This window comes from Natronobacillus azotifigens (assembly GCF_026805325.1).
In the GTDB taxonomy this organism is placed as follows: Bacteria; Bacillota; Bacilli; order Bacillales; family Amphibacillaceae; genus Natronobacillus; species Natronobacillus azotifigens.
This window is the reverse complement of record NZ_JAPRAT010000009.1, coordinates 1-24,498: the sequence shown is the minus strand read 5'-3', so window position 1 is coordinate 24,498 and position 24,498 is coordinate 1. Positions and strand designations below refer to the sequence as shown.

Here is a 24,498-nt window from a genome sequence, read left to right as displayed (position 1 = left end):
CGCTTCTACCCCTCCACCTTTTCATCACTAGCAGTTGACTGATCTATTTCATCCAACCATCGCACTATTTTTGTTTGATAAGCTTGATAGGCATTGGAATCGATTTGTTTCTCTCCATAAGTAACTTCTTCAAAAAAGAAGGCAAATTGATAAAAATCTTCCGCATATTCACGGTTCGATCGAAACAACTCTTGATAGTATTCCCAATTTGTTTTCCACTTTTGAGCAACAAGCCTTTCTTCTTCATGCAAGCGTAATAGCAACGCCAAAAAGAGATGTCGCGTTGCGTGTTGATAATCACCTTGTTCCTCTAGACGCGAAGCTTCCGTTAGGTGTTGCTTGCTACCCCAGTTACTCTGCACACTAGATTGTAAAGGTTGTAGCGAACGTAAGCGTCTTTTTTTGGTCACATTACTTATTAATAAAAAAAGTAATACGAGCACAAGAATAATACCAACAAGTATGAGAATCGCAATGATCATATCACTGACCGTGCTCGTTGGTTCAAAAGCCTGGAACCAACGAGAAAACAAATCTCCAATCCACTCCCAAAAACGATCCCACCAGATTTGCAGAATATTTCGGTTGTCCTCATAATAAATCTGGTATTCTCTTTGTGCTAATATTTCAGCTAATGTTTGTTCTGCTTCTTTTATATTAGCCATCGTAATTACTCACCCTATCTGATTGTTTCATCATGATTGTCATCGACCTGATAATCACTAATCATATCTTTCAAGTCATCCGCAGATTGACGAACTTCTAGATCAAAATACATGACTGCATAACCAACAAAAAAGATTAACATCGTAAACATTGATACAATATTTACAATAATGTGGTAAAGTACACTCGTTCCTAAAAACATCGCTAGAAATTCGACCGTTAAACCAATAAATGCCACGATAATGGTAAGCGTAACGTAAAGCCAAAAAGTCATCCATGATCTACCTTGTGTTAATTGCCAACTTTTTGTCATTCCTGGTGCAATTCGGTCAAATAGTGATGATGGTAGATAAAAGCTCCATCTCGACATTAATAGCCCCACACCAAATAATACACCAATAAAGGATAACAGGATAAATAAAATACCAACTGGTGGAGATCCAATCGTGACTATAGCTCCGATCCCGCCAACAATAAGCAATGGAAAGAAAAGAATACCAAGAAAAATGATAGATAACAATACCGTACTCCAAAACAATGGCCAAAAGCGGGAGAATGCTTGCTTAATTAAAGATTTCACCGTATAACTATCTTGGTCTTTGACGCGTTTAACAAGCAAAATAATTGCAGCGACTGCTACAGGATAAAAAAGCATCTGTAATAGACCGATAAATAGATTTCCCCCTATTTCAGCGCCAGACATATTAATCGCGGACTGGTCATATGTATTGATAAACTGTTCGATAAAGGATTCTCCACTAGCAACCTCCCGAACAAAACTACGCCCTGATAACAATTGAACAACCGCTTGGATAACAATAAGTGGTCCTACAAAAACAAATAAAATTAGAAATAAACTTGAAAAATGTTGCTTACATAGTTGGAACGTTAAATCTAAAATTTCCCCAAACTTTTTTGGTCGTGCAAAAATCTTATTCATGATAGTCCTCCTGTCAGAAATACTACACAAATTTAGTTCTCTATCAACTTTATTGTGTATAAGTTCAATTTATTCTCTTCTATTTTAGCATTAATTGGATGGTTTTGCAGTTGGTTTTAGCAATATTTTGATTTTCCTCTCCACTAGGTTTGTAACTTTATTGATAAGGGAATCGTCTTATTAGTTGAAGAAACCATTAGGAGTGAATACAAATGCGAACTCGTTCATGGTATCGCTGCAATCTTCTTTTTCTTTTCCTTATTTTTTTCCTGTTCGGGTGTAGTTTTCGAGATAGTGAACCTGGAATTACCGGCTATGTAACTGATATCACGGACACAAGAATGCTAGTGACTAGTAGTGAAGCCCAAGATTTAAGTGATAACGGTGGTGTGAATGAATTTTACCAAATGATTTGGTTTTCTAATGCACCTGATACAGTTGAATTGGGTGACAAGGTAAGCGTATGGTACGATTCCCTCCAAGAATCATATCCCGCCCAATCTTCCGTAAAAAAATATGAAATCATTGATGCTACAGCCCCTTCAGGTGCAACATACTCTAAAACAGATGCTCTTAAAAAAGCTTTAGATCAACAATCAAATCATCCGAGTCAGGATTTTGCTGTTCGTTCGATCGACTTTATCGAACATACCGCAACTTGGCTGGTTGAGCTAAAAGACATCTGGAGTGAAGAGGTTTTCAGTCATGAAATCCAAGAAGAAATCTAATAAAAAACTTGTTATGTAGACTGACATAACAAGTTTTTTATTTTAGAGTATATGAGATCGAGTTGCCCTAGTTTTTAAAAGGAAGAGCAATCCTTCCTCTTATTGAGAACCGGAAATGATCTACTTATCATATGATGACTGTTTGAACACTAAGATAACTCAAACATTCCAGCTGATAGTTGATAGTACTTTCCTTTCTCTTCAATTAACTGATCATGATTTCCCCGTTCAATGATCTCACCTTGTTCTAACACCATAATGGCATCCGCATTTCGAACCGTTGATAGCCGATGGGCAATAATAAAAGATGTCTTTCCTTTCATCAAACGATCCATTCCCTTTTGAATCAAAGCCTCCGTACGCGTATCAATAGAAGACGTTGCTTCATCTAAAATTAAGACTGGTGCATCCGCAATAGCAGCACGAGCAATCGCTAATAATTGACGCTGTCCTTGTGATAAATTTCCTCCATCTGATGTTAATACGGTCTCGTATCCTTCAGGTAAGAGTTGAATGAATGAATCAGCATTGGCTAACTGAGCTGCAGCGTATACCTCTTCATCTGTAGCGTCTAAACGTCCATAGCGAATATTTTCCATCACCGTTCCTGTGAATAGATGAGTATCTTGCAATACCATGGATAACGAACGACGTAAATCTGATTTCTTAATTTTATTGATTTCAATGCCATCGTAACTAATATTTCCTGCTGGTACGTCGTAAAATCGATTAATCAGATTTGTAATCGTAGTTTTTCCTGCACCTGTTGATCCGACAAAGGCAATTTTTTGTCCTGGTTTTGCATATAAGGAAATACCTTTCAGTACCGTTTCATCTGGCTCATAACCAAATACCACTTCATTAAATACTACGTTCCCACGTACGAGAGTATATGTTGGAGTATCATCTTGTTTTAATTCTTTCCAAGCAAAAACCCCTGTGGATTCAGTAACTTCAGTTATCTCCCCGTGATCATCTACTTGAACGGGTACAAGGGTTATATGACCTTCATCTTCTTCAGGATCATGATCAATTACTTTAAATATCCGCTCCGCACCCGCAAGTGCTGTTAACACAGCATTTAATTGTTGAGAAAGCTGGGCAATTGGTTGCGAGAATGTTCTCGTAAATTGTAAAAATGCGACAACTGTACCTAACGTAAGTCGCTCATAAATCGCAAATACCCCTCCTGTCATCGCAACAATTGCATAAAGGATATACGATAAATTCCCCATTACAGGCATTAGTATGTTAGCAAAAGTATTTGCTTTTGTCGCATTCTCACGCAATTCTTCATTGTATACTTTAAAGTCTTCTACTACTTGTTCTTGCCGTGAAAAAACTTTGATTACTTTTTGTCCTTCAATCATTTCTTCTATATAACCATTCACTTTCCCAAGGTGCTGCTGTTGCTGAACAAAATATCCTGCACTTTTTCCACCAATAGTCGCTACCGCAAACAGCATCAAAAACAACATGAGTAGAACAATGATTGTTAGTTCCCAACTAAAATAGATCATCATTGCAAACACACCGACGACAGTAATCATAGCTGAGATAAAGTTCGCTACACCATTAGACAAAACCTCACGCAATGTATCAATATCATTTGTGTAATGACTCATCAGATCCCCGTGTGTATTCGTGTCATAATACTTAATCGGTAAAGCTTCCATTTTGGTAAATAGATCTATTCGAATCTTGTATAATGTTTTCGTTGAAACATGTAACATTACCCGTTGAAAAATATAGGTTGACAAAGCACCCGTGAAATAGATAAGTGCCATCACCCCGATGACTGTTACAAATCCTCGCATCAATGTTTCATTATAATTTCCAATTAATGGTTCTAGATAATCATCAATGATCACTTGTAAAAAAGAGATTCCAATAACATTAGCTAAAGCACTACTGATAATAGCAATGAACACAATGACTAGTAACCATTTGTATTCCTTCATATAACTACCTACACGTTTCACCGTGTTTCCTAGATTATTCGGCTTAGCCATTGGCATTTGTCCTCGCATGATCGGTTTTGGTTTACTCATTAATGTTCACCCCTTTCCCTTGTGATTGATGGATTTCTTGATAAATTTGATTGGATTTCAATAGATTTTCATGTGTATCAAATCCATTGATTTTTCCATCATCAAGAACAATAATCCGATCGGCATCGGACACAGATGTAATGCGTTGCGCGATGATTAGTGTAGTAACATCTTGCAGTTTTTCTTTAAAAGCAGTACGAATTGCCGTATCTGTTGCTGTATCGACCGCACTTGTGGAATCATCTAAAATAACAATTTTCGGTTTCTTTAATAATGCTCTCGCAATACACAAACGTTGCTTTTGACCACCAGAGACGTTAACACCACCTTGACCTAAAACAGTCTCATAACCATTTGGAAAAGATTGAATAAATTGATGTGCCTGTGCAGCTTGGGCAGCCTCTTCAACTTCCTGATCTGTGGCGTGTTGATTTCCCCATTTCAAGTTCTCTTTAATCGTACCAGTAAATAAGACATTGTTTTGTAATACCATTGCAACTTGATCACGCAATGTTTCTAATTTATACTCTTGCACATGGTGCCCGCCAACAGCTACTTTCCCGTGCAAGACATCATAAAGGCGTGGAATTAGTTGCACTAAAGTTGTTTTAGCAGAACCAGTTCCCCCAATAATTCCAATTGTTTCTCCCGAGTAGATTTTGAGATTAATATTTTTCAACACTAAATTGTCTGGATCTTCATTGTAACTAAAATCAACATCTTCAAAGACGATGCTGCCATCTTGTAGTTCCAATTCTTGATTGCCATCCTCATCATCTAACAAAGGTTTTTCATCCAATACTTCAACAATACGTGTAACGGAAGCTCTTGAGATAATGACCATAATAAAAATCATTGAGATTAACATTAAGGAGATCAATACTTGCATAATGTACATGATAAAACTAGATAACTGACCGATATAGAAGGTGCCATCAATAACCATGTTTCCACCAAACCAAAGAATTGCGATAATGCTAGAGAAAATCGTAAACTGCATAATTGGCATATTGAGAATGATTAGTTTTTCCGCATTCACTTGTGCTTTTCGAACACTTTCTGCACTTTCTACGAACTTATCTTCTTCATGTTTTTCCCGAACAAAAGCTTTGACTACGCGAATGTTAACAATGAAATCTTGTACTTTCGCATTTAACTTATCATAACGTTCTAGCAATTCTAGAAAACGGGGGTGTGCCTTGCTTCCAATTAAGTATAGTGTGATTGATAATACTGGTATGGCAATCAAGAAGATCAACGACAATTGTGGATTGATCGCAATAGCCATGATTGTTGCACCAATTAACATGATCGGTGCACGAATTGCCATCCGTAAGATCATCATAAATGCATTTTGTGTATTGGTAACATCGGTGGTTAAGCGAGTAACTAACGATGCAGTCGTAAATTTATCAACATTTCCAAAAGAAAATTCCTGCACTTTGTCGAATAACCCTTCTCGAAGATTTTTAGCAAATCCCATTCCAGCCATTGCTGCGAATTTACCACCCAACGCCCCAAAGATTAAGGCGACGATCGACATAAGAATCATCAAAACTCCCATTCGAACTGTATAGGCTATTCCACCATCTCCTTGAATACCAAAATCAACAATGCCAGCCATCATTAGTGGAATCATTAATTCAAGAGCAACTTCACCAATAATCATTAATGGTGTTAGAATAGCATAAAGCCTATGTTCTCCAACGTATGGAGCTAGTTTTTTCATCATTCTAGTAACCTCCCTTTTTATTTTTATCGTTACATTGCATATTATGTAGAGCTTTCTTTAACAACGAACGTAACTGTGTGATATCTTCTTCATTCATATCAGAGAGAAGCATCGATTCAATTTTGTTTTTATACTGCATAAACTGGTCAAGCAATGCTTCACTTTGCGTGGTTAGTTGGATTAATTTATTCCGACCATCCGCTTCACTTTTCACACGGGAAATAAACTCTTTTTCTTCCAAACGTTTTAAAATCCCGGTCACCGTGGGGTTCGTTAAGTGAAGATGTGTTTCAATATCGCGTTGATTTACTTCTTTGTTATGAATTTTACTACCAGCAACAAAAAACAGTACATCTACTTGAGATGCGGTTAAGTTATGTTGTTCAAAATATAGATTCTTTTCTCGATCTAGTGCAAAATACAAAAATCGAATGAGTAAGATAATATCATCCGTCATCCAAACACCTCCAAACACGGATTATATAGCATGCTATATATTATCGTTTTTCTTGTGTTACTTGTCAATTGTTTTGAGGAAATTTGATTACTGGAGGGATTTTCGCACGGGAAAAAGCCCAACAAATAAGTGTTTGTTGGGCACTATTTTCGTTTAAAATTCTATTCTTTTTCCAATTGGGATGCAATGACTGTTTGGTCCGTGGCCAAGGTCTTGCGTTTTAGCGATAGGCATTTGATATTTATTTGTCACTTCTTTAACGATATCAGTCAGTGCAACCAATTCATTCTTTTTCTCCAGCTCAGTAAAGGTACCCAATAGAATACCCGTACATTGATTAAGATAACCGATTTGATCAAGTTGGGCTAGTAGTGAAGCAACCCGATTCACATCCCCGCCCAGACTTTCTAAAAACAGAATTTTACCTGCCGGGTTCGGCAGATAAGTTGTCCCAGCTAATTTTAAAAAACAGCGAATATTACCACCAATTACTACTCCACCCATTTGTTGCCCACGGATCCAATGATAATCAAACGTTAGATTGTTAGGGTGGTTTTGGGTGATAAGATTTTGAAATCGTTCCTGTTGTTCTTCGGCATTGGTCCCTACCAGATGAAGGATTTGATAATGGTAAGTAGGCAAGTCAGCTTTTGTATATAAGGTATTTAATATCACTGATAAATCGCTATGACCAAAAAAAGGTTTGGGGTTCTGTTTAATTTGTTGATAATCTAGCTCTGGAAGTACTAGATTCGCGCTATCTCCACCTGAAATATCAAAGATCGCTTTTACTTTCGGGTTGGTGAACAGTTCCATTAATGCCCGTCCACGTTCTTTTGGTGATCCACTAAAGAGTGTATTGTTTTTTTGATAAATGGTGTCTGCTTGCAAAACCGATAAACCAAAGCCTGTTAACACTCTTGTTAACATGTCGATTTTACTCTTCATCGATAACGGCCTTCCATCTGAACAAGCAATAATCCCAATCGTATCACCAGGGTTTAGCACTAGAAACGCCTCCTTTGATTAAAATTTTTTGGTGTGATTGCGTGTTCCGGGATTTGTTCGCATCTTTTCCGGTTTATTCGCATTCTCCGGGATTTGTTCGCATCTTTCCTGATTTGTTCGCATTCTCCGCGATTTATTCGCATCTTTTCTGATTTGTTCGCATTCTCCGCGATTTGTTCGCATCTTTTCTGATTTGTTCGCATTCTCCGCGATTTGTTCGCATCTTTTCTGATTTGTTCGCATTCTCCGCGATTTGTTCGCATCTTTCCTGATTTGTTCGCATTCTCCGCGATTTATTCGCATCTTTTCTGATTTGTTCGCATTCTCTGCGATTTGTTCGCATCTTTTCTGATTTGTTCGCATTCTCCATGATTTGTTCGCATCTTTTCTGATTTGTTCGCATTCTCCGCGATTTGTTCGCATCTTTTCTGATTTGTTCGCATTCTCCATGATTTGTTCGCATCTTTTCTGATTTGTTCGCATTCTCCGCGATTTGTTCGCATCTTTTCCGATTTGTTCGCATTCTCCATGATTTGTTCGCATCTTTCCTGATTTGTTCGCATTCTCCGCGATTTATTCGCATCTTTTCTGATTTGTTCGCATTCTCCGCGATTTGTTCGCATCTTTTCTGATTTGTTCGCATTCTCCGCGATTTGTTCGCATCTTTTCTGATTTGTTCGCATTCTCCGGGATTTGTTCGCATCTTTTCTGATTTGTTCGCATTCTCCGCGATTTATTCGCATCTTTTCTGATTTGTTCGCATTCTCCGCGATTTATTCGCATCTTTTCTGATTTATTCGCATCTTTTCTGATTTATTCGCATTCTCCATGATTTGCTCGCGACTTTCTGGATGTATACGCAATCTCCGGATTTCCACCTATCTTCTCACCATATATTCCGAATCAACTAGCTGCTAAGAACTTCTCCACCTGTTCTTTATGATGATTATCATGCCAAACAAAACAAGCGATATAATTAAATAGAGTATGCGGGTAGCCGGTATACTGATCAACTGTTTCACCATTCAATGTAAAACGCGAAAAGAAATCTTCTTCTGACTTATTCTTCAGGAAAGACATGAGTTCACCTCGCGCAACAATACATTCATCGATTAATTGATTTTTGTTCTTATTCGATGATTTCACATAATTAGCTGCTTGTTCATTGATCACTTGAAAATCTTCCTCTGTCAACACCTCAGCACCTTCGTGCATTTGCGGAATTACCTCTTGCATAATATATTTATCCCAAAACATAATATGTGCTATAATTTCTGCTGTTGACCATTTCCCTTCTTTGACCGGTTTGAAAAACAAAGTTTCTTCAACGTCGTTTAAATTTTCTAGCCAAGGAATAAATGTTTCGAATGATATCAGTAAATTTCTATATTCACTCATCTTTCATTCCTCCTTTTTTTGCAACGATAATAAATCGATGTTCTGTACTGCTTACAAATCCATTCTGATCTACTTCTTGCTGGCATGCAAGTAACTGAGCAAAATTATCTTCCACACTAAAGTTGGGAAATTCCCACTGAATAATTTTTGCAAAATATACCAGCGCACCAACATCATAAAATTTCAAGATAGGATATGCTTCTTGTCGCTGAAGAATATGAAAACTTTCTTTCTTCAATAACGCTATATTTTCTTGTAAATCATGCTTAAAATCTAAATTTTCATCTCCTATTAGTTTTCTTGCTAAATCGCGATTATTTGATCCACCAACTTGTTGAGTAATAAATATCCCATTCGGTTTCAATACACGCCACACTTCTGCTGCATCGAATGATTCATGACGATTCATAACTAGGTCAAAACTTTGATCAGGAAAATCTAATTGGTCATCTTCAGCAACAAATTTCACATTTATCCCAAGCTCACTTAATGTTTTTAAACAAAGTTGATAGTTTGGTAGATAGCCTTCTGTCGCGCTGGTTTGCTGGTATGGGTGTTGAAAAGATAAGAGCATCTCTCCCCCACCTGTTCCCATGTCGAGCAGAAAATCTGTTGGCTTTAAGTGATCCTTGACTATTTTTCGATAATCCCAGGGCAATGGTTCACTTTCCCAACGCCCATTGAGATATTCAAAATCCCATCCCTCAAAAGGTTGTTGTTCTTCTTTTAACCAAATTTTTTTCCAATCCATAACCACTTCCATCACACACCTTTACATATTCTATGTATTTATTATAACTTGTTAGTAAAATTTAACAACAGTAATCAAGTATCCAAAAAGAAGAAGGCACAAATCGAAAATGATAAGTGCCTTCTTCTTTTACTCTTCTCTTTGATGTGCTCGTCTATCTGCGGCCTTAGCTCTTGCTTGTGCTTCTATATCTTCATGATCTGCTAATTCTTCAGAAAATTCCACATCGCGCCCGTCACTAACTCGATTGTTGGCTATGTTTACATTTCGATTTTGAGCTTTTCTATCCATACTATCACCTCTTTCATTTGTTTGGTTATAGTATGGATTTATTGTGGAATATTATAAGAAACCGATTATACCAATTCAAAGGTACTTTTTATTCACTTCTTTTTATTATCTTAGTAGTTCCTTGTTAAATCCCTATGTCATCCATCAAATCATTTGGCGTCAATTCTTTATCAATCAATTCTTTTTGGTTAACCCAATCAATTACATCTTGAACTTCCTTATCAGATGGTAAGGCGTTCTTCCTGAATGTCGGTAATTCGATTGAACCTCTCATATCTTCTGGATAGCCTACTGTTTCGATGATTAGACCTTCAAACTCATCAATGGAAGCCTGGTTTAGAAAATCAACCGCTTTATTGTAAGCACGATAAAAACTTTTTATTTCTTCCGGTTTCTTTTCAATAGCTTCTTGTAAAAATGCTGACACAGACGGATTATACCCTTCCTCATTAGCACTACCCAGCACCACAGCACCTTCATTAATTGCTAAAGTTGAGAATGGTTCTGGTAATAATGCCGCATCTACTTGATCATTCCGTAACATTTCTAAACGTACAGGTAAAGCTGGAACGATTGTCTTGATAATTGCATCTTCTGATACATTATATTTTTCGATAATTTTGTCCAAAGAATACTCAATTAATGTATTATTCGAAATAGCAATTTGTTGAGCAACTAGATCTTCAACTTGATCAATTCCTGCATTTTGTCTAGCAACTAATGTAAAGTCCCCATCAGTAATACCAGTAATTTTCACATCTGTTCCGCCATTCTGATAAAGACTTATCGCAACTACATCGCCTACAATCCCATCTAAATTACCACTAATAAATGCAGCATCTCGATCATTTGCGCTTGTAAAGCTCTCAAAATTTACAATAAGATTCTCATCAGAAAAATAACCATTTTCTTCTGCGATTACAATTGGTAAAACATCCACAGAACCAATTGCACCAAAATTCAACTCTTGCAACGCTTCTGTAGAAGCAGCTGGATCTGTATTGCAAGCAACCAATAATATGCTACAAAAAAATAAAAATAAATATCTTTTCATCTAATTTCCCCACCTATCAAATAAATTATTTTCAATGCCAATATGATCAAAAATTTTCCCTACAACAAAATCAATGAGGTCTTCCATCGAGGTAGGTCGATGATAAAAACCTGGCATTGCCGGTAAAATGGATACTCCTAGTCGAGATAGTTTTAACATATTCTCTAAATGGATCGCGTTTAACGGTGTCTCTCTAGGCACAATCACTAATTTACGATTTTCTTTCATTGCCACATCTGCAACACGACACAAAAGATTTTTTGCTAATCCTTGACTAATTTCCGCCAACGTCCCCATTGAACAAGGTAGAATTATTGCTGCATCAAAAGAATAGGAACCACTAGCAACACCAGAAAAAAGATTATTATTATCTTCCAGTGTAAAATGCCGAAAATTTTTTTCTAATGATTCAATCCACGAATCTACCAATGATTCTGTTTCATATTCCATCACTTTTTTTCCTGTTTCAGTAAAAATAACATGGGTATGTATTTCGTGTTTTAGTAATTCATCTATCAGTGTTTTTGCATAAATGCTCCCACTCGCTCCTGTAATACCTACAACAACTTTTTTCATAAAAAACGCTCCTAATTAACAAAAAATTCTTTTACCAAATAATGTCGATCAAACCAAAGAATAAGAAAATCACACTAACCAGCTGATTTATACTATAAGAAGCTATACTCACATTCTTTAAGTTTGAGGGTGAAACGAGGCTATGCTGAATAAAAAATAAGATGGTAACAACCCCAAGCCCAATATAATAAAACAAGTGAATCTGCTCACTTAACATCCCAACAAATACAAGAAATACAATTGTAGCTATATGAAGCAATCCTGCTATATACAGCCCATATCGCAAACCAAAAGTAGCTGGGATAGAATGCAATCCATTTTCACGATCAAATTGATAATCTTGCGCTCCATAAATCGTATCAAAACCTGCAACCCAGGCTGTGTTTGCGGCTCCCATAAAAAAAGCTACCCAAGTCATTTCTCCTGTAACAGCAATCCACGCACCCACCGGAGCCGCCGCACAACTAATTCCTAAAATAATATGACAGAGAAAAGTGAAACGCTTTGTATACGAATAAATCACCATAAAAAATAACGCTATCGGTGAAAGGTATAAACATAGTGGGTTTAACATCGCTGCTGCAAATAACATAATACCAAAGCAGCAAATAGCGAATAATAGTACTTCCTTTTTATTTAACAATCCTTGTGGTAATTGTCTAGTTGCTGTTCGTGGATTTTTTGCATCAATCTCTGCATCAATTACACGATTTAAAGCGTTCGCACCAGTTCGTGCTGCTAAAAAAGCGACTAAAATCCAAAATACAGTATAAAAACCTGGGATGCCATTATTCGCTAGCAACATCGATATAATCGCAAATGATAAAGAAAAAATCGTGTGAGAAAACATGACTAATGCTCCGTAATCTTTCATTTTATTTCGTAAATTTATCCAAGCCGTACTCACTCCATCTGCTTGTAACAAGGTTTTTCACATCCTCTGACATTTCAATATCGTCTGGCCAATCTCTTGTATAACCTTCGCTTGGCCATTTTTTCGTTGCATCAATACCAAGGCGATGTCCCAGATGAGGCAGATTCGAGGCATGATCTAGTGCATCTAATGGGCCTTCTGAGATAACGATATCTCTCTTTGCATCAATATTGTTAAAAACTTTCCACGCAACCGTCGACACATCACTCGGTTTTATCTGTTCATCAACAACAATAATCATCTTCGTATACATCATTTGACCGAATCCCCAGAGAGAATTCATAATTTTCTTTGCATGACCTGGATAACGTTTTTTAATTGAAACAATCACACAATTATGAAAAACACCTTCTAAAGGAAAATGATGATCAACAATCTCAGGAAACTGCATTTTCAATAAAGGTAAAAAAATTCTTTCTGTCGCTTTTCCCATGTAACAATCTTCCATTGGTGGTTTCCCAACAATCGTTGTTGGGTATACTGGGTTCTTTTTACTTGTGATGCATTTCACATGAAAAGAAGGATAAAGATCTGCTAAAGAGTAATATCCTGTATGATCACCAAAAGGACCCTCTGTTCTTAGCGGCTCATTCACGTCTACATAGCCTTCAATAATGAACTCCGCATTAGCGGGCACATAAATATCGTTTGTTATCGACTTCACAAGTTTAACTGGTTTTTTTCGTAAATACCCTGCAAACATCATTTCGTCAATCATCTTCGGTAATGGCGCAGTAGCCGCATAGGTAATAGCAGGATCACAACCTAAAGCAATAGATACGGGCATTTTCCCACCACGTTCCCGATACTTCTCATAAATCTCCCGACCATCTTTATGTAAGTGCCAATGCATTCCCGTTGTTTTTTTATCAAAAATTTGCAGACGATACATTCCTGTATTTTGAATTCCAGTCTCCGGATCTTTCGTCATAACTAACGGCAATGTAATAAATCTCCCTGCATCGCCTGGCCAACATTTCAAAATCGGTAACTTAGATAGATCAGGATCACGATCAATGACTTCCTGACAATCGCCCTTTGTAGGAACTTTTAGAGGGAAAACACTTGCCAGCCGACTCAAGCGTGGAAGCGATTTGATTTTTTTCATTAGCCCTAGATAGTTGGACATATCGATAAATTCACCAATTCCATCTGCAATATCGTCTAACGCTTCTACACCTAACGCCATACTCATTCTTTCATAAGATCCCATCGCATTGATAAGAACTGGAAACTCAGATCCTTTGACATTTTCAAACAACATTGCCGGACCATACAATTTAGAGATCCGATCGGTAATTTCTGTTATTTCCAACTCCGAATCTACTTCTGTTTTAATTCGAACTAATTCATTCTTTTTCTCTAAGGTCAAAATAAAATCTTGCAGATCTTTATAACTCAATAACCTTCTCCTCCTTTTGATGAATCTTACTTTTTTTACATTTTATCATATATATTTGGTTTTTTTAGTTAATTTAATGACAATATTGTTATTTTCTAAAAATGATCCTTCAATTATTGGGAGTATTCGGCTAATTAAAACCAGAGTCTTTTTTGGAAAAAATAAATATAAAAAGCGATAATCTATACGAGATCATCGCTTTTAAAACCTACTATTTTACTTCTTTCACACGACCAACAATGTCGTTTTCCAACATTACTTTAATTCCATGAGGATGTTGTGCCGAGTTCGTCAATATACGCTTCACTACCCCTTCGGTTAACTCACCCGTTCGTTGATGTTGTTTTTGGACAACAAGTACCTTGCTTCCTATGTTGATTTGGCTTCTCTTTGTTCCGTCCACTACTTTACCCCCAGTTCTTTCAAAAACGAGCTACCCTTCCTTTTCAATTATACCCGATAATCTGGTTATCATCGATCCAACTCATCTGCTCTTTCAAAAATAATTTAGTAAATAGTCTCAACTTTAGCTTGAGTATCTTTCGCAGCATTTTTATAAAGCCAACGCTTTAAAGAATCCGCGTGTGAGATAGCAGCATTATACCCTCTCAAATAAAGTTCTTGCAGTTTTTCTGGGTCTTTTTCCGTTCGTTTTACTACCTCGTTTTCCTGCGGACGAATCACATAAGCTTTTCCAGCGGCCTCTAACTCTTCAATATATTGTAATGACTGATTATATATTTCATGTCGTTTGTCTAATGCGCTCACCAAATTCTTATGATTCGAATAAACGAGATTAGCTGTAACCTTAGCCCGAAAAGGTTTTTTCTGATATCCTTTTGGTCTCGTTAAAATAATCACGTGCTTTTCGTTGCCATCTTCTACAGATTTCTTAATGGGAATAGGATCAGCTATTCCACCGTCTAAAAGCTCTTTCCCATCCAGTTCAACCATTTTCCCAACGAGCGGTAGGCTACTTGATGCTTTTACCGCTGAAATTACCTTTTCACTTCTATCTTCTTTTTCAAAATAGTGAGCCTGTCCAGTTTGGCAATCTGTTGTAGGAATCACTAATCTTTCTTGGGCTGCATGAAACGCTTCATAATCAAATGGAACGAGACGATTAGGAATATCATTAAATAGAAAATCCATATTAAAGATTCCTTTGCCTTTTAATAGATTTCGATAATTGATATACCTCTTGTCGCTTGCATAATTAACATTTACTTCTCTACTTCTACCGACTTGACGTGATAAGTAAGAAAGGGCATTACAAGCTCCTGCAGAGACACCGATAATATAAGGAAAATATAAGTCTTGCTCCATAAAATAATCCAATACACCTGAAGTATATACTCCTCGCATACCTCCACCTTCTAATACTAAACCAACTTTTTCCATCGAAACACCTTCCAAACTTTTAGAATATAATGTCATCATGAGATAAGTTGCTAATTACACCAATTATATGGATATCGTTTGCCAATATTATTATAACTGACTTGATTCCTCTATGCCATCAAAACAACTTAGAAGTCTTTGTATTCAGAGAGCTATTGTGATTTCCTACATATTTCACAGATGATTTACATACAATGAACTGTTTAGGTCACTAACAAAGGAGGATACAACATCATGAGTCATCAGACACCATCTTTTGTAAGTTCGATTGATACGTATCTGTATCAATCGTTACAAGGGCTTCTCCAAGCTACAATCGTTGTTCAAACAACAAAAGGAACCGTAACAGGACATTTAACAACGGTTATGCCAGACCATATTATCGTTGAATCGGGAGGTTCTCCTTACTTTATTCGTACAGAACAAATTGTTTGGGTGATTCCAAGAAAATAAGGAGGATTTTGTAATGTTCAAACGGGAAAACCGCATGCTTATCCCTTTACCAATTCCAGAACATGGCGATCCAAATGCCGCTGCCGCCGTTCAAGAACTGCTGGGCGGTAAATTTGGTGAGATGTCCACATTAAACAATTACATGTTTCAATCCTTTAACTTTCGCCGAAAAGATAAACTAAAACCGTTCTATGATCTTGTTGCAAGTATAACAGCAGAAGAATTTGGTCATGTAGAATTAGTTAGCAATGCCATCAATTTATTATCCAAAGACAACACTTTTTATACTGGAGATCCAGATGTAACCCCTTTACGAGAAGGAAAAGATGCTAGAAATACTTATCAATTTATCGCCACTGCCCAAACAGCATTGGCTGGAGATTCGATGGGAAATGCTTGGCGTGGAGATAATGTTTTTAGTAGTGGTAACTTAGTGTTAGATTTACTTCATAACTTTTTCTTAGAAATAGGTGCTCGTACACATAAAATGCGTGTTTATGAAATGACCGAGCACGAGACTGCTCGTGAAATGATCGGATACTTATTGGTCCGAGGGGGAACACACGTATTAGCGTACGCAAAGGCACTAGAAATAGCGACTGGGGTTGATGTGAAGAAGCTAGTACCCGTGCCAGATCTATCAAATACCAAATTCGATCATGCGAAAAAATTCGAGGAACAAGGATTGAGTAATGTTTTATATACGTGGAATGATGTTGGAGACTATGTCGATATTAGACAAATTTGGAAAGGACAAAATCCAGAGAGTGGAGCGAAATTAATTGTAAAAGAAGGATCTCCAAAGGGGGCTCCTATTCCTAACCTCGAAGAATTACCGGAACAGTTCGCTCCTGGTATCGACCGGGATGATTATGAACGAATCGCTAAACGTCTAATGGAAAATATATAAAGGGAAAATTCTAAAGGCAAGATTTTTCTACAAATGTATGTTTAAACACTCACTGAGATGGATGCATTCCATCTCTTTTTTTCGTCATGAGACAAATTCTGTATCTGTTACGGATTTCCCCTTTCTTCTTCCATGATTTCTTTGGTAGTAACGATCGCGTTATAGTTAGAACCCATAGACTGAACAATTGCACCTTTCGTCCCAATCCATTGTCCTATTCTTTCTTGACCATTCAGTTCAAATAAAGCGCCAATCGCTTCTAATCCAGCACCTAAACTTTGTAACACATTACCAAGCGCATAATCTCGTTCCCCGATTCGGTGATCCGCATATGCGCTAATCGCAGATCCGATCGACTGAAATGAGTCACCTAAAATCTCAATTCGAACATTATCCTCTCCATCTTCTTCATCCAAAAATTGAAGATAGGCACCGTAGGAACTTGTTGCAGCACCAATTCCATCAATCCAGTTCCCCGCAAAATTTAGTGGATCATCCGTTGTAACGGTACCAATTAAGAAAGAGCCAACCGCTTGCAATCCTTCACCAATGGCGACAAGTTTATTATTAATCGTATTGATACCCGCTAAATTTCGAATTTCTGCAATGGCGGAGATATCTGTACCAATTGCATCAATCCACGACCCAAGTAGAAGCCGTTCGTTATCCGTCATCTAACTCACCACCTCTGTTCCTATAACTATTCTATTCAATCACTAAGAAAATGCGAAGTCATATGCACAGATACTGGAAACCTAGACAACATGACGTTAGATTATTCAACGATTGTTATTACTTACACAACAAGAATCCACCCATTATATGTTACGACCTATGCTCGGCCGCACTTTCTTACCGTAATGCCCAGAAAGAGGCTCTGCACTTTAAAGAAAAAAAAGAGCTACTATTGTTTATCATAGTAACTCACTATTCGTCTTTCATACAAAAGATTAAATTCTTAATTTGTTTGTCGCGATGGGGGGCTTCCCTTCATATCTAAAACTTTAAGTTACTTACTTGAATAAAGTGAAACTTCAATCAGTGGGGGTTTTAGGTATTCCCCCACTGATTGTTAATTGAACCATTCGGGGTGCTAGCGTCCGTTACTCCCACTTAAACAACTTGGTATTCTCCTTGTTTTGAAGTGGGAGTCTTACGGACGGTTGCTCCGGGATAAAAAAACTAGTATGAAATTCAAAAGAACTCCAAAGCAAACAAAGAGGAATATATATAATATTTTCCTGCCAAATGTAGCAGGTAGAATACTTTTCGATCCTTTTTTCTCACAATCCACTTTAAAAGATAGATAAAATAAGGGTATCGATAAGATAAGGGTACCGTAACTGATAATCAAAACCATTATAGGATAATCACTATTCCAATGATGGCTCTCAGGTATAAATATATTGTCAGCAATTAATAGAAAGAACCCTAAAATAAAATAAAACCATGACGATTCAACTAATTTCTTCATCCTTTTCCGACTAGTTGAGCATCAAACCCAAACATACTCCGAGACTTAGATTTATAACTTACTGGTGATACCATTTCCATTTTTCTCACTCCTAATTTTTTTTATTAAAATCCATTGGCTGTAATATTAACTAGATTTCAAGTTTAATAGATTATGTATCCACTCTAAATAGAGATTTCTCTTGCTAAACGATACATGCTTCTTCTGGCATGGAACGGACGAGATCAATGACATCATCAGATTACTTATTAGTTGGGCTGTCTCTAACTGAATGGTTGCTGTTGTAAATAACATAAACTCCACACTTTTATTAAAATCACTTGACTCGATGCGACGTTTACACATATTGTAAAATAATTATAAAAAGTTTAATATCAATTCATATCCCTAAGCTACGAATAATTCTACCATTCATAGTTTCTGGATCTCCCTTAAAAAACAGAAACTTTTTCTTTATAATTCATATTTAATTTTCAAAAATTAGTATATTTTTGTGAAGCAAGTACAGCAAAAATTATTAATAGTATCATTGTAATATACTTGAATATACCTCGTGTGAAAATTCCTTTTGCTACATTATCTAAAATTGCATACAAAAATAACACTATTAATAAAATTAGCATATTCCCTAATATAAATCCCAAAATACCCCTCCTATCTCCAGCTAATTCTATGCTTTCCTGGTATCAGGATATGACTATATTTATAATAGATCCTACTTGGTCTTGGTTTCGCGGTTTAGGAGCTTGCTGTCAATGCCATTTTAATTTTAATAGTTAAAGAGGCTTTTCACTAATTTTTTGAACTTTGAAAAGTCTCTTTTCTATGAATCATCAACTTACGGGGTACAACTCATGTCCTTCTCTGCTATGCTCATCCGAACACTCTGACCCTAATGCCGATATCTCAATGGCCAAATTTTTCACTTAACTATTCCACAGTAATGAACAGGAAAAATACTAAACTAAATATATAATCTTATATAATTTTTCAATTCCCTTGGTGTTTGAAAGTTATTTATGATTTGGTTTACCTTTCCATCGTTTAAAAATAAAATCTCATCCGCTAGTTCTTGAGCAATATCCAATTGATGTGTAGAAACAATGATAGCTTTTCCTTGCTCTTTCAACTCTTTCAGAACGTCGTTAATTACTTCTGCTGCTATAAAATCAATCGCCGCAAATGGCTCATCCATAATAATATATTGATAATTTAATAAAATTCCGATTATTAACACTAGTTTCTGCTTCGTCCCTAGTGAATAAGCAGAAATCCGCTCGTTCTTATAATCATTCATCTTTAGTTTAGACAACAACCGATCAAATTCAGCTAAATCGAATTTTTTATCCTTCAAAGAAAAAATAAGCTCAGTAAATTCTAGACCAGAGAGATTTTTATAAAAGTGCATCTCATCTTGAATATAAAGCAATTTGTTATCAATAAAATATTTATCTAATGAATAATTACTCTTTAGGAATCCACTCAAACAATTAAATAACGTTGTCTTACCAGAACCATTAACACCTAACAAACAATAGATCTTACCAGTCTCTATCTTAAATGAAACCTGATCAAGCACAGTCTTCTTATCATCATAAGCAAAAGTCAATTGGTTAACTTCCCACATGCACGTTCACTTCCTTCTTCTTTTTAAATACAAATAAATGATAAAAGTAAAGGATCAAAACCGAACCTAATGACAGTAGTTGGAAAAAATATATGTTATCATCAGAACTATTTAGTAACTGCATTAATAGAAATGCAATTACCATTATAATGATGAAATTAACAAACTCTAAAAACCCACGCTCACTATTTAATTGATTAGCAGTCTTGACTCTGAAAAGTTCTAGTGCTTTTCTTCCCCAAAAACAAATCAAGTAATTTAAAAGGTAGACTAGCGCCAGCATGTACTGATTTAATAACAATAGCGTTAGAATAAAGATAATATGAGTTATCGTTAATTTAGGAAAAACAAAGGCCCTTAATATTTTTATTTTTTCCCTGATCAGATTAGTTTCTGATAATTTTATATGATAATTACCCACTACACTGAGGTCATTCTTAAAGTCAAGAACATCATTAAAGCTAACACCTAATATATAACTCAAGATTAGCTGTCCAATTGTCAAAGCTAAATAAAACTTCGCCATAAAAATACCCATTTCATTTTCAGATATATCCAAAAAGAAAAAGATGATAGAAAACAGCAATATGAGATGATACACTCCCATGAGTGTAATTTGCACCTTGCTATTTCTAAAAACATATTTAATATCCTTAACGAACAATAATTTTTGGAGCCTCGATAAGTCAAGTCCATATACTTTTGCTTGAATTTTTTCCAACGTAGCTGTATTTAGGTTAAAACTAAGGTTTCGATTAAGGACTAATACACGCATATTTATTTGCTTGGCAAGGATGATCAAGCTAATACTAATAAAAGCAAGCAATGCCACGGTTATAATAATCGGTAAAGCATTTATGTAAAATAGTGTGGATATTGTTTCTCCCCAGTATCTATCAAGCATTGCTAAAAATAATACGGGTGTAAAAGATACTCCCGAAAGAAGCACAACGAACAAAAGAAAAATGAGGATCTGCAAGCCTTGAAGATAAACTGCTCGCATTGTATTCGTCCAATAACGAATGATAATCGCTAGATACATTTGAAAAATCATGATAACTAGAATAGAAAATAACGCAAATACAGTGAACAATAGAGTGTGGGCACGGATGAAAGTTTCGAAATAAAAAGAACTAAATAATAGCATGGGCAAATTGAATTTGATAATTAAGAAAAAGAGGCGATACTTAATAAATAGCTTTGTTTTATTAGGAATAAATTTTAAAAGTACTTCTTTTTCCAAGCTACTAAAAATTTTCTTCTGTGCACTGTATTGAATAATGGTGATGACTAACAAATTCAGATACAACACAAAAATTAACATTAACTTATGATCAATAAAAGGAATCGAATGAATGACATAGGCGAACTGAATAGCTGTTATATTTGGTAAAATAAATGTATAAAACAGCTTTAGTAAGTTTCTTGTTGATCGTAGACCTTTGTCATTCCCCAACTCCATAGTTAACACGCGATTCAGCATTTCTTTCCTCCCTATTTATAGAAGTACAATAATCATCATACCGATTATTGTACTTCTATATTTACTAGTTAAATAATACCATAATCAAGAAAATCTTGTATTGTACTCATCCATCTAATTAAAGCTGCAGTACCTAAACCAGCCGCTGCACCTAACACTATACCAATCGGACCACTGATCATTGAAGCTAGCCTACCAATTCCGGGTGTAACTTTACCAACAATTTTAGTTACCCCAGTACAGTATGACCAAGCTACGCTACTATAAATAGTGCTACAAAGAAAACTATTATCCTTTTTTTCTCATCTCTTTCATTCCTTCATTCTTAAGGGTTGTTGTGCTTTTTCATCAAACTCAAGCAACCTATTTATATAGGTATGCTTACCAATTAAGTATTCCAATATCATTTCATTATAAAATATTTGAACATCTTTTAAGTAATTATTACTTTCACTTAATTGTAAAATAAAATCTGTTTTATTTTTGTAAAATTGTAATAACGCATGATTTGACTCATAATCTTGTATATGCTTCTCATAAAATTTTTTATAAAATCCTATATCACTGTTTGTTACGATTTTATTTTTCATAAGTTTACACAAAATGATCATATGCTCTCTGTTAAATTTGAACTTATCGTTAATTAAAGGGTTATATTTTTTTATCCACGTTTCAATAATTACATCAATTTGAATAGGTGCTTTCTTTGAATTGACCGTACAGTAGTCAATATATTCCCCTATCAGAGTTATCGTTTTATAATTTAGATCATCCATACTATTTATAGAGATTATTTTTTTGATTTTATTTTCCAAAAAGGTGTTACATGTGTCGTTTAACAAGCTAAATTCAAATATACCGTAAAGGGCAAGATTATTATCCGCTTTATGTTTCCAATAAATATATATATCCCCCTCTACTCCCATCGCTTTAACAAAGCTATATATAAACAATAGGAGACTTGTTATAATTAGGAAAAGAGGATATTCATTAATTATTTCAGCTTTAAATAATAATATACACAAAAATACTAATATTAAATTCATGATAGGACCCAATACTAAAGATAACTGATAAGATCTAATAAACTTTTTTAGTTCATATTCATTTTCTATTTTACTGATTTTTGGTACTATACCCCCTCCAATTAAAAAATTGCTTATTTTAAACTTTATAATTTTCTTTTTATAGTTTGTATAGATAATAGGACCCACAGCGGCTAAAATTATTTGGTAACCGTAAACTTTAAATCCAATTATATGTCCTAATTCATGAATGAAAATTGTAATATAGTAACAAGCAATTAAACTTAAAATTATTTCTATTGTTCCAATTAAAGAATAGTCGGACCGCATTTCCAATATGTAATACATAGCAGAGCCACCAATTAAAATTGGTAAAACTAAAATAAAAACATCCTTAATTGCTGAAATTTTTTTTATGATAATCTCCCCTATAAATGTTTTAAACTTGCACCTAACCAACTGTAAAAGGGTTGGCTTTTAACGCAATAGCAGCAGTAGTTACCCATTTAAAAATCTATTATTTTCATGAATAAACAATGCCAATATACCTATAAAATTAGTATTCCATTCCAACATTTAAAACAGTAGCTCTTTTCATTTAAGCCCCCTCATTTACCAAGTTGGCCTTTGATATATTTGTGATCCTGCAAAATCGAATGCATTTCCCCAACCAGCTTCTGCATATCGGCCATTACCAATATATATTAATCCTACATCTGCAGTTGCTTTAGCTATTAAAGACAAACGTCTCAATTTGTCCACCGTAAGGGCTGACCCTTTACAATTAGCAATGGTAGGAGATGTTCAATTCATCACTTGCTAAGTCTTTTCTTTACTGGAAAACTTACTATGAATATATACGATAACACTCAGTCCACTAACAAAAATAAAACCTCTTATGATATCTGATAGACTCCTTAGCGAGATATATACGATAAAATTGATAATTAGTAATACTACATATAGTATTATATTCTGCCTTTTATGATATTCACCACCCTGCCCATTATTCCATTATCTTGAATATGTGCAAAATTTTTTTGTGAAAAGCAAGACCATAATAATCAGTTACACGTTCATAGTTAAGATGTAAAATGGCACTGGCGTGTTTACTTCAATTGAGAAACTTCTCTACACTTCTTATATAAACATGCATATAAAAGGCATGCAAACTTAATATTTGTTTCATCAAATGATGGAACCTTCTACTATACAATACCAACCAAATCGTTTTTACGGTCTTTACGAATAGTTGATACTCTATATGCTTTTTGTTTTTAGTAAAGCGAATCCCTTATTCTTTTTTAAAACTATTCTTTATATTTACATGCTTTTTCACTAATACCTCCTCTATATCAATAAAGCACGTACTATAAAAAAAGAATGTTAAAATAGGATACGTTATTAACTCAGGAAAGCTGTTAATATAACCTTTAAAAATGTAAAAATAGAGAATCGATAGACTAGCAGCTAATAACTCAAGCAGATTATTCATTGAAAAATTTCGGTAGAAAAAATTTACAAAATTCAATGGATTAAAGCTTAATCCATTGAACGCCCGAATCGCTATAGGAATAAACCAAACTCCATCTAAGTAAAAATTTTCACCCCCTAATACTTGAATGCTAACAATATATATAAGTGTGTATAATAATATCAGCATTACAATTCTATAACTCCTAACATATAGATGAACCCGGCTAAATAAATGATACAGATTAACTTTTGGTAAAATTTCAAACGCTTAAATTTGTCATGCATACACCTAGATCCTTCTTTCATCAATCATCATTTGTATTGTTTAATAAAGTAATATCTTATACTGTCCCATTGCTTAACGTAATGATTTCATCAAATAAATTATACTCTCCTTTAGATAATCCATGAGCAGCAATAATTATTAATTTCCCTCTTTCTTTAAGTAGAATAATATACTTTTTACAATTTCGTAATTTTCATCAGTTGATATTCTACATGCTTTTTGACTAATAACTTCTCAAAATCATTAAAGCACGTACTATAAGAAAAGATTGTTAAAAGAGGATACGTTATTAACTCAGAAAAGCTATTAATATACCCTTTAAACGACCACCTGCTCAAGTAGATGGATTTGGACACCTAAGAGGCTTTTCACTAG

At 35.2% G+C, this 24,498-nt stretch carries 24 protein-coding genes and 2 pseudogenes; 3 read left to right on the top strand and 23 right to left on the bottom strand.

Annotated elements, in window-relative coordinates; translation table 11 throughout:
- Positions 1–5: 5 nt before the first annotated feature.
- Together OWO01_RS06255 and OWO01_RS06250 are read right to left on the bottom strand one after the other, a co-directional pair.
- Positions 6–665 carry a DUF4129 domain-containing protein gene (locus OWO01_RS06255; protein WP_268779580.1) on the bottom strand — a complete coding sequence of 220 codons (660 nt, stop codon included), beginning with the start codon at positions 663–665 and terminating at the stop codon, positions 6–8.
- Between the two features lie 14 nt (positions 666–679).
- A complete protein-coding gene (locus OWO01_RS06250) occupies positions 680–1,606 on the bottom strand; it encodes a hypothetical protein (protein ID WP_268779579.1) in 927 nt (308 codons plus the stop codon).
- A gap of 212 nt (positions 1,607–1,818) precedes the next feature.
- On the opposite strand from OWO01_RS06250, the gene OWO01_RS06245 reads away from it, so the two are divergent.
- On the top strand, positions 1,819–2,334 hold the full coding sequence (locus tag OWO01_RS06245) for a YobA family protein (RefSeq protein ID WP_268779578.1): 516 nt from the start codon (positions 1,819–1,821) through the stop codon (positions 2,332–2,334).
- A 149-nt stretch (positions 2,335–2,483) separates the two neighbouring features.
- On the opposite strand, the gene OWO01_RS06240 is transcribed toward OWO01_RS06245, so the two are convergent.
- From OWO01_RS06240 to OWO01_RS06170, 16 genes and pseudogenes are all read right to left on the bottom strand, one after another.
- On the bottom strand, positions 2,484–4,385 hold the full coding sequence (locus OWO01_RS06240) for an ABC transporter ATP-binding protein (protein WP_268779577.1): 1,902 nt from the start codon (positions 4,383–4,385) through the stop codon (positions 2,484–2,486).
- Positions 4,378–6,117 carry an ABC transporter ATP-binding protein gene (locus OWO01_RS06235; protein WP_268779576.1) on the bottom strand — a complete coding sequence of 580 codons (1,740 nt, stop codon included), beginning with the start codon at positions 6,115–6,117 and terminating at the stop codon, positions 4,378–4,380. The genes OWO01_RS06240 and OWO01_RS06235 overlap by 8 nt, the downstream gene beginning before the upstream one ends.
- 1 nt (position 6,118) lies before the next feature.
- Positions 6,119–6,574 carry a MarR family winged helix-turn-helix transcriptional regulator gene (locus OWO01_RS06230; RefSeq protein ID WP_268779575.1) on the bottom strand — a complete coding sequence of 152 codons (456 nt, stop codon included), beginning with the start codon at positions 6,572–6,574 and terminating at the stop codon, positions 6,119–6,121.
- A gap of 153 nt (positions 6,575–6,727) precedes the next feature.
- Entirely contained in the window at positions 6,728–7,582 is an 855-nt protein-coding gene (locus OWO01_RS16060; RefSeq protein ID WP_268779574.1) for a S66 family peptidase, read from the bottom strand.
- 18 nt (positions 7,583–7,600) lie between these two features.
- Positions 7,601–8,065 (bottom strand): hypothetical protein, encoded by a 465-nt coding sequence (locus OWO01_RS06220; protein ID WP_268779573.1) that lies wholly within the window; start codon positions 8,063–8,065, stop codon positions 7,601–7,603.
- Between the two features lie 90 nt (positions 8,066–8,155).
- Positions 8,156–8,365, bottom strand: a complete 210-nt coding sequence (locus OWO01_RS06215; protein WP_268779572.1) for a hypothetical protein — start codon at positions 8,363–8,365, stop codon at positions 8,156–8,158.
- A 120-nt stretch (positions 8,366–8,485) separates the two neighbouring features.
- On the bottom strand, positions 8,486–8,980 hold the full coding sequence (locus tag OWO01_RS06210) for a DinB family protein (RefSeq protein ID WP_268779571.1): 495 nt from the start codon (positions 8,978–8,980) through the stop codon (positions 8,486–8,488).
- Positions 8,973–9,731 (bottom strand): class I SAM-dependent methyltransferase, encoded by a 759-nt coding sequence (locus OWO01_RS06205; RefSeq protein WP_268779570.1) that lies wholly within the window; start codon positions 9,729–9,731, stop codon positions 8,973–8,975. The genes OWO01_RS06210 and OWO01_RS06205 overlap by 8 nt, the downstream gene beginning before the upstream one ends.
- A gap of 129 nt (positions 9,732–9,860) precedes the next feature.
- Complete coding sequence (locus OWO01_RS06200) at positions 9,861–10,022, bottom strand: YfhD family protein (protein WP_268779569.1); 162 nt, start codon at positions 10,020–10,022, stop codon at positions 9,861–9,863.
- A gap of 124 nt (positions 10,023–10,146) precedes the next feature.
- Complete coding sequence (locus OWO01_RS06195; RefSeq protein WP_268779568.1) at positions 10,147–11,076, bottom strand: ABC transporter substrate-binding protein; 930 nt, start codon at positions 11,074–11,076, stop codon at positions 10,147–10,149.
- Positions 11,077–11,640, bottom strand: a pseudogene (locus tag OWO01_RS06190) (UbiX family flavin prenyltransferase); the annotation flags it as partial.
- Positions 11,621–11,674: pseudogene (locus OWO01_RS16135) on the bottom strand (hypothetical protein); the annotation flags it as partial. The pseudogenes OWO01_RS16135 and OWO01_RS06190, both read right to left, overlap by 20 nt.
- Positions 11,675–11,683: 9 nt before the next feature.
- A complete protein-coding gene (locus tag OWO01_RS06185; RefSeq protein ID WP_268779566.1) occupies positions 11,684–12,577 on the bottom strand; it encodes a UbiA-like polyprenyltransferase in 894 nt (297 codons plus the stop codon).
- Positions 12,528–13,988 carry a menaquinone biosynthesis decarboxylase gene (locus OWO01_RS06180; protein WP_268779565.1) on the bottom strand — a complete coding sequence of 487 codons (1,461 nt, stop codon included), beginning with the start codon at positions 13,986–13,988 and terminating at the stop codon, positions 12,528–12,530. The genes OWO01_RS06185 and OWO01_RS06180 overlap by 50 nt, the downstream gene beginning before the upstream one ends.
- A gap of 211 nt (positions 13,989–14,199) precedes the next feature.
- Entirely contained in the window at positions 14,200–14,391 is a 192-nt protein-coding gene (locus OWO01_RS06175) for a YwbE family protein (RefSeq protein ID WP_268779564.1), read from the bottom strand.
- A 104-nt stretch (positions 14,392–14,495) separates the two neighbouring features.
- A complete protein-coding gene (locus OWO01_RS06170; RefSeq protein WP_268779563.1) occupies positions 14,496–15,389 on the bottom strand; it encodes a patatin-like phospholipase family protein in 894 nt (297 codons plus the stop codon).
- 234 nt (positions 15,390–15,623) lie between these two features.
- Between OWO01_RS06170 and OWO01_RS06165 the strand changes: the two genes are divergently transcribed.
- The gene (locus OWO01_RS06165) at positions 15,624–15,842 is read left to right on the top strand and encodes a YuzF family protein (RefSeq protein ID WP_268779562.1); all 219 of its coding nucleotides are present in this window, start codon (positions 15,624–15,626) and stop codon (positions 15,840–15,842) included.
- Positions 15,843–15,855: 13 nt separating this feature from the next.
- A complete protein-coding gene (locus tag OWO01_RS06160; RefSeq protein ID WP_268779561.1) occupies positions 15,856–16,752 on the top strand; it encodes a manganese catalase family protein in 897 nt (298 codons plus the stop codon).
- Between the two features lie 107 nt (positions 16,753–16,859).
- On the opposite strand, the gene OWO01_RS06155 is transcribed toward OWO01_RS06160, so the two are convergent.
- The 5 genes from OWO01_RS06155 to OWO01_RS06135 all read right to left on the bottom strand — a co-directional run bounded on the left by OWO01_RS06155 (position 16,860) and on the right by OWO01_RS06135 (position 23,123).
- Entirely contained in the window at positions 16,860–17,426 is a 567-nt protein-coding gene (locus OWO01_RS06155) for a DUF6944 family repetitive protein (RefSeq protein ID WP_268779560.1), read from the bottom strand.
- 1,764 nt (positions 17,427–19,190) lie between these two features.
- On the bottom strand, positions 19,191–19,853 hold the full coding sequence (locus OWO01_RS06150) for an ATP-binding cassette domain-containing protein (RefSeq protein WP_268779559.1): 663 nt from the start codon (positions 19,851–19,853) through the stop codon (positions 19,191–19,193).
- Positions 19,840–21,336, bottom strand: a complete 1,497-nt coding sequence (locus tag OWO01_RS06145) for a hypothetical protein (RefSeq protein WP_268779558.1) — start codon at positions 21,334–21,336, stop codon at positions 19,840–19,842. Before OWO01_RS06145 ends, OWO01_RS06150 begins: the two co-directional genes overlap by 14 nt.
- A 311-nt stretch (positions 21,337–21,647) precedes the next feature.
- Positions 21,648–22,709: a site-2 protease family protein gene (locus OWO01_RS06140; protein WP_268779557.1), complete on the bottom strand. Its 1,062-nt coding sequence runs from the start codon at positions 22,707–22,709 to the stop codon at positions 21,648–21,650.
- Between the two features lie 264 nt (positions 22,710–22,973).
- Positions 22,974–23,123: a hypothetical protein gene (locus tag OWO01_RS06135; protein ID WP_268779556.1), complete on the bottom strand. Its 150-nt coding sequence runs from the start codon at positions 23,121–23,123 to the stop codon at positions 22,974–22,976.
- Positions 23,124–24,498: the final 1,375 nt, after the last annotated feature.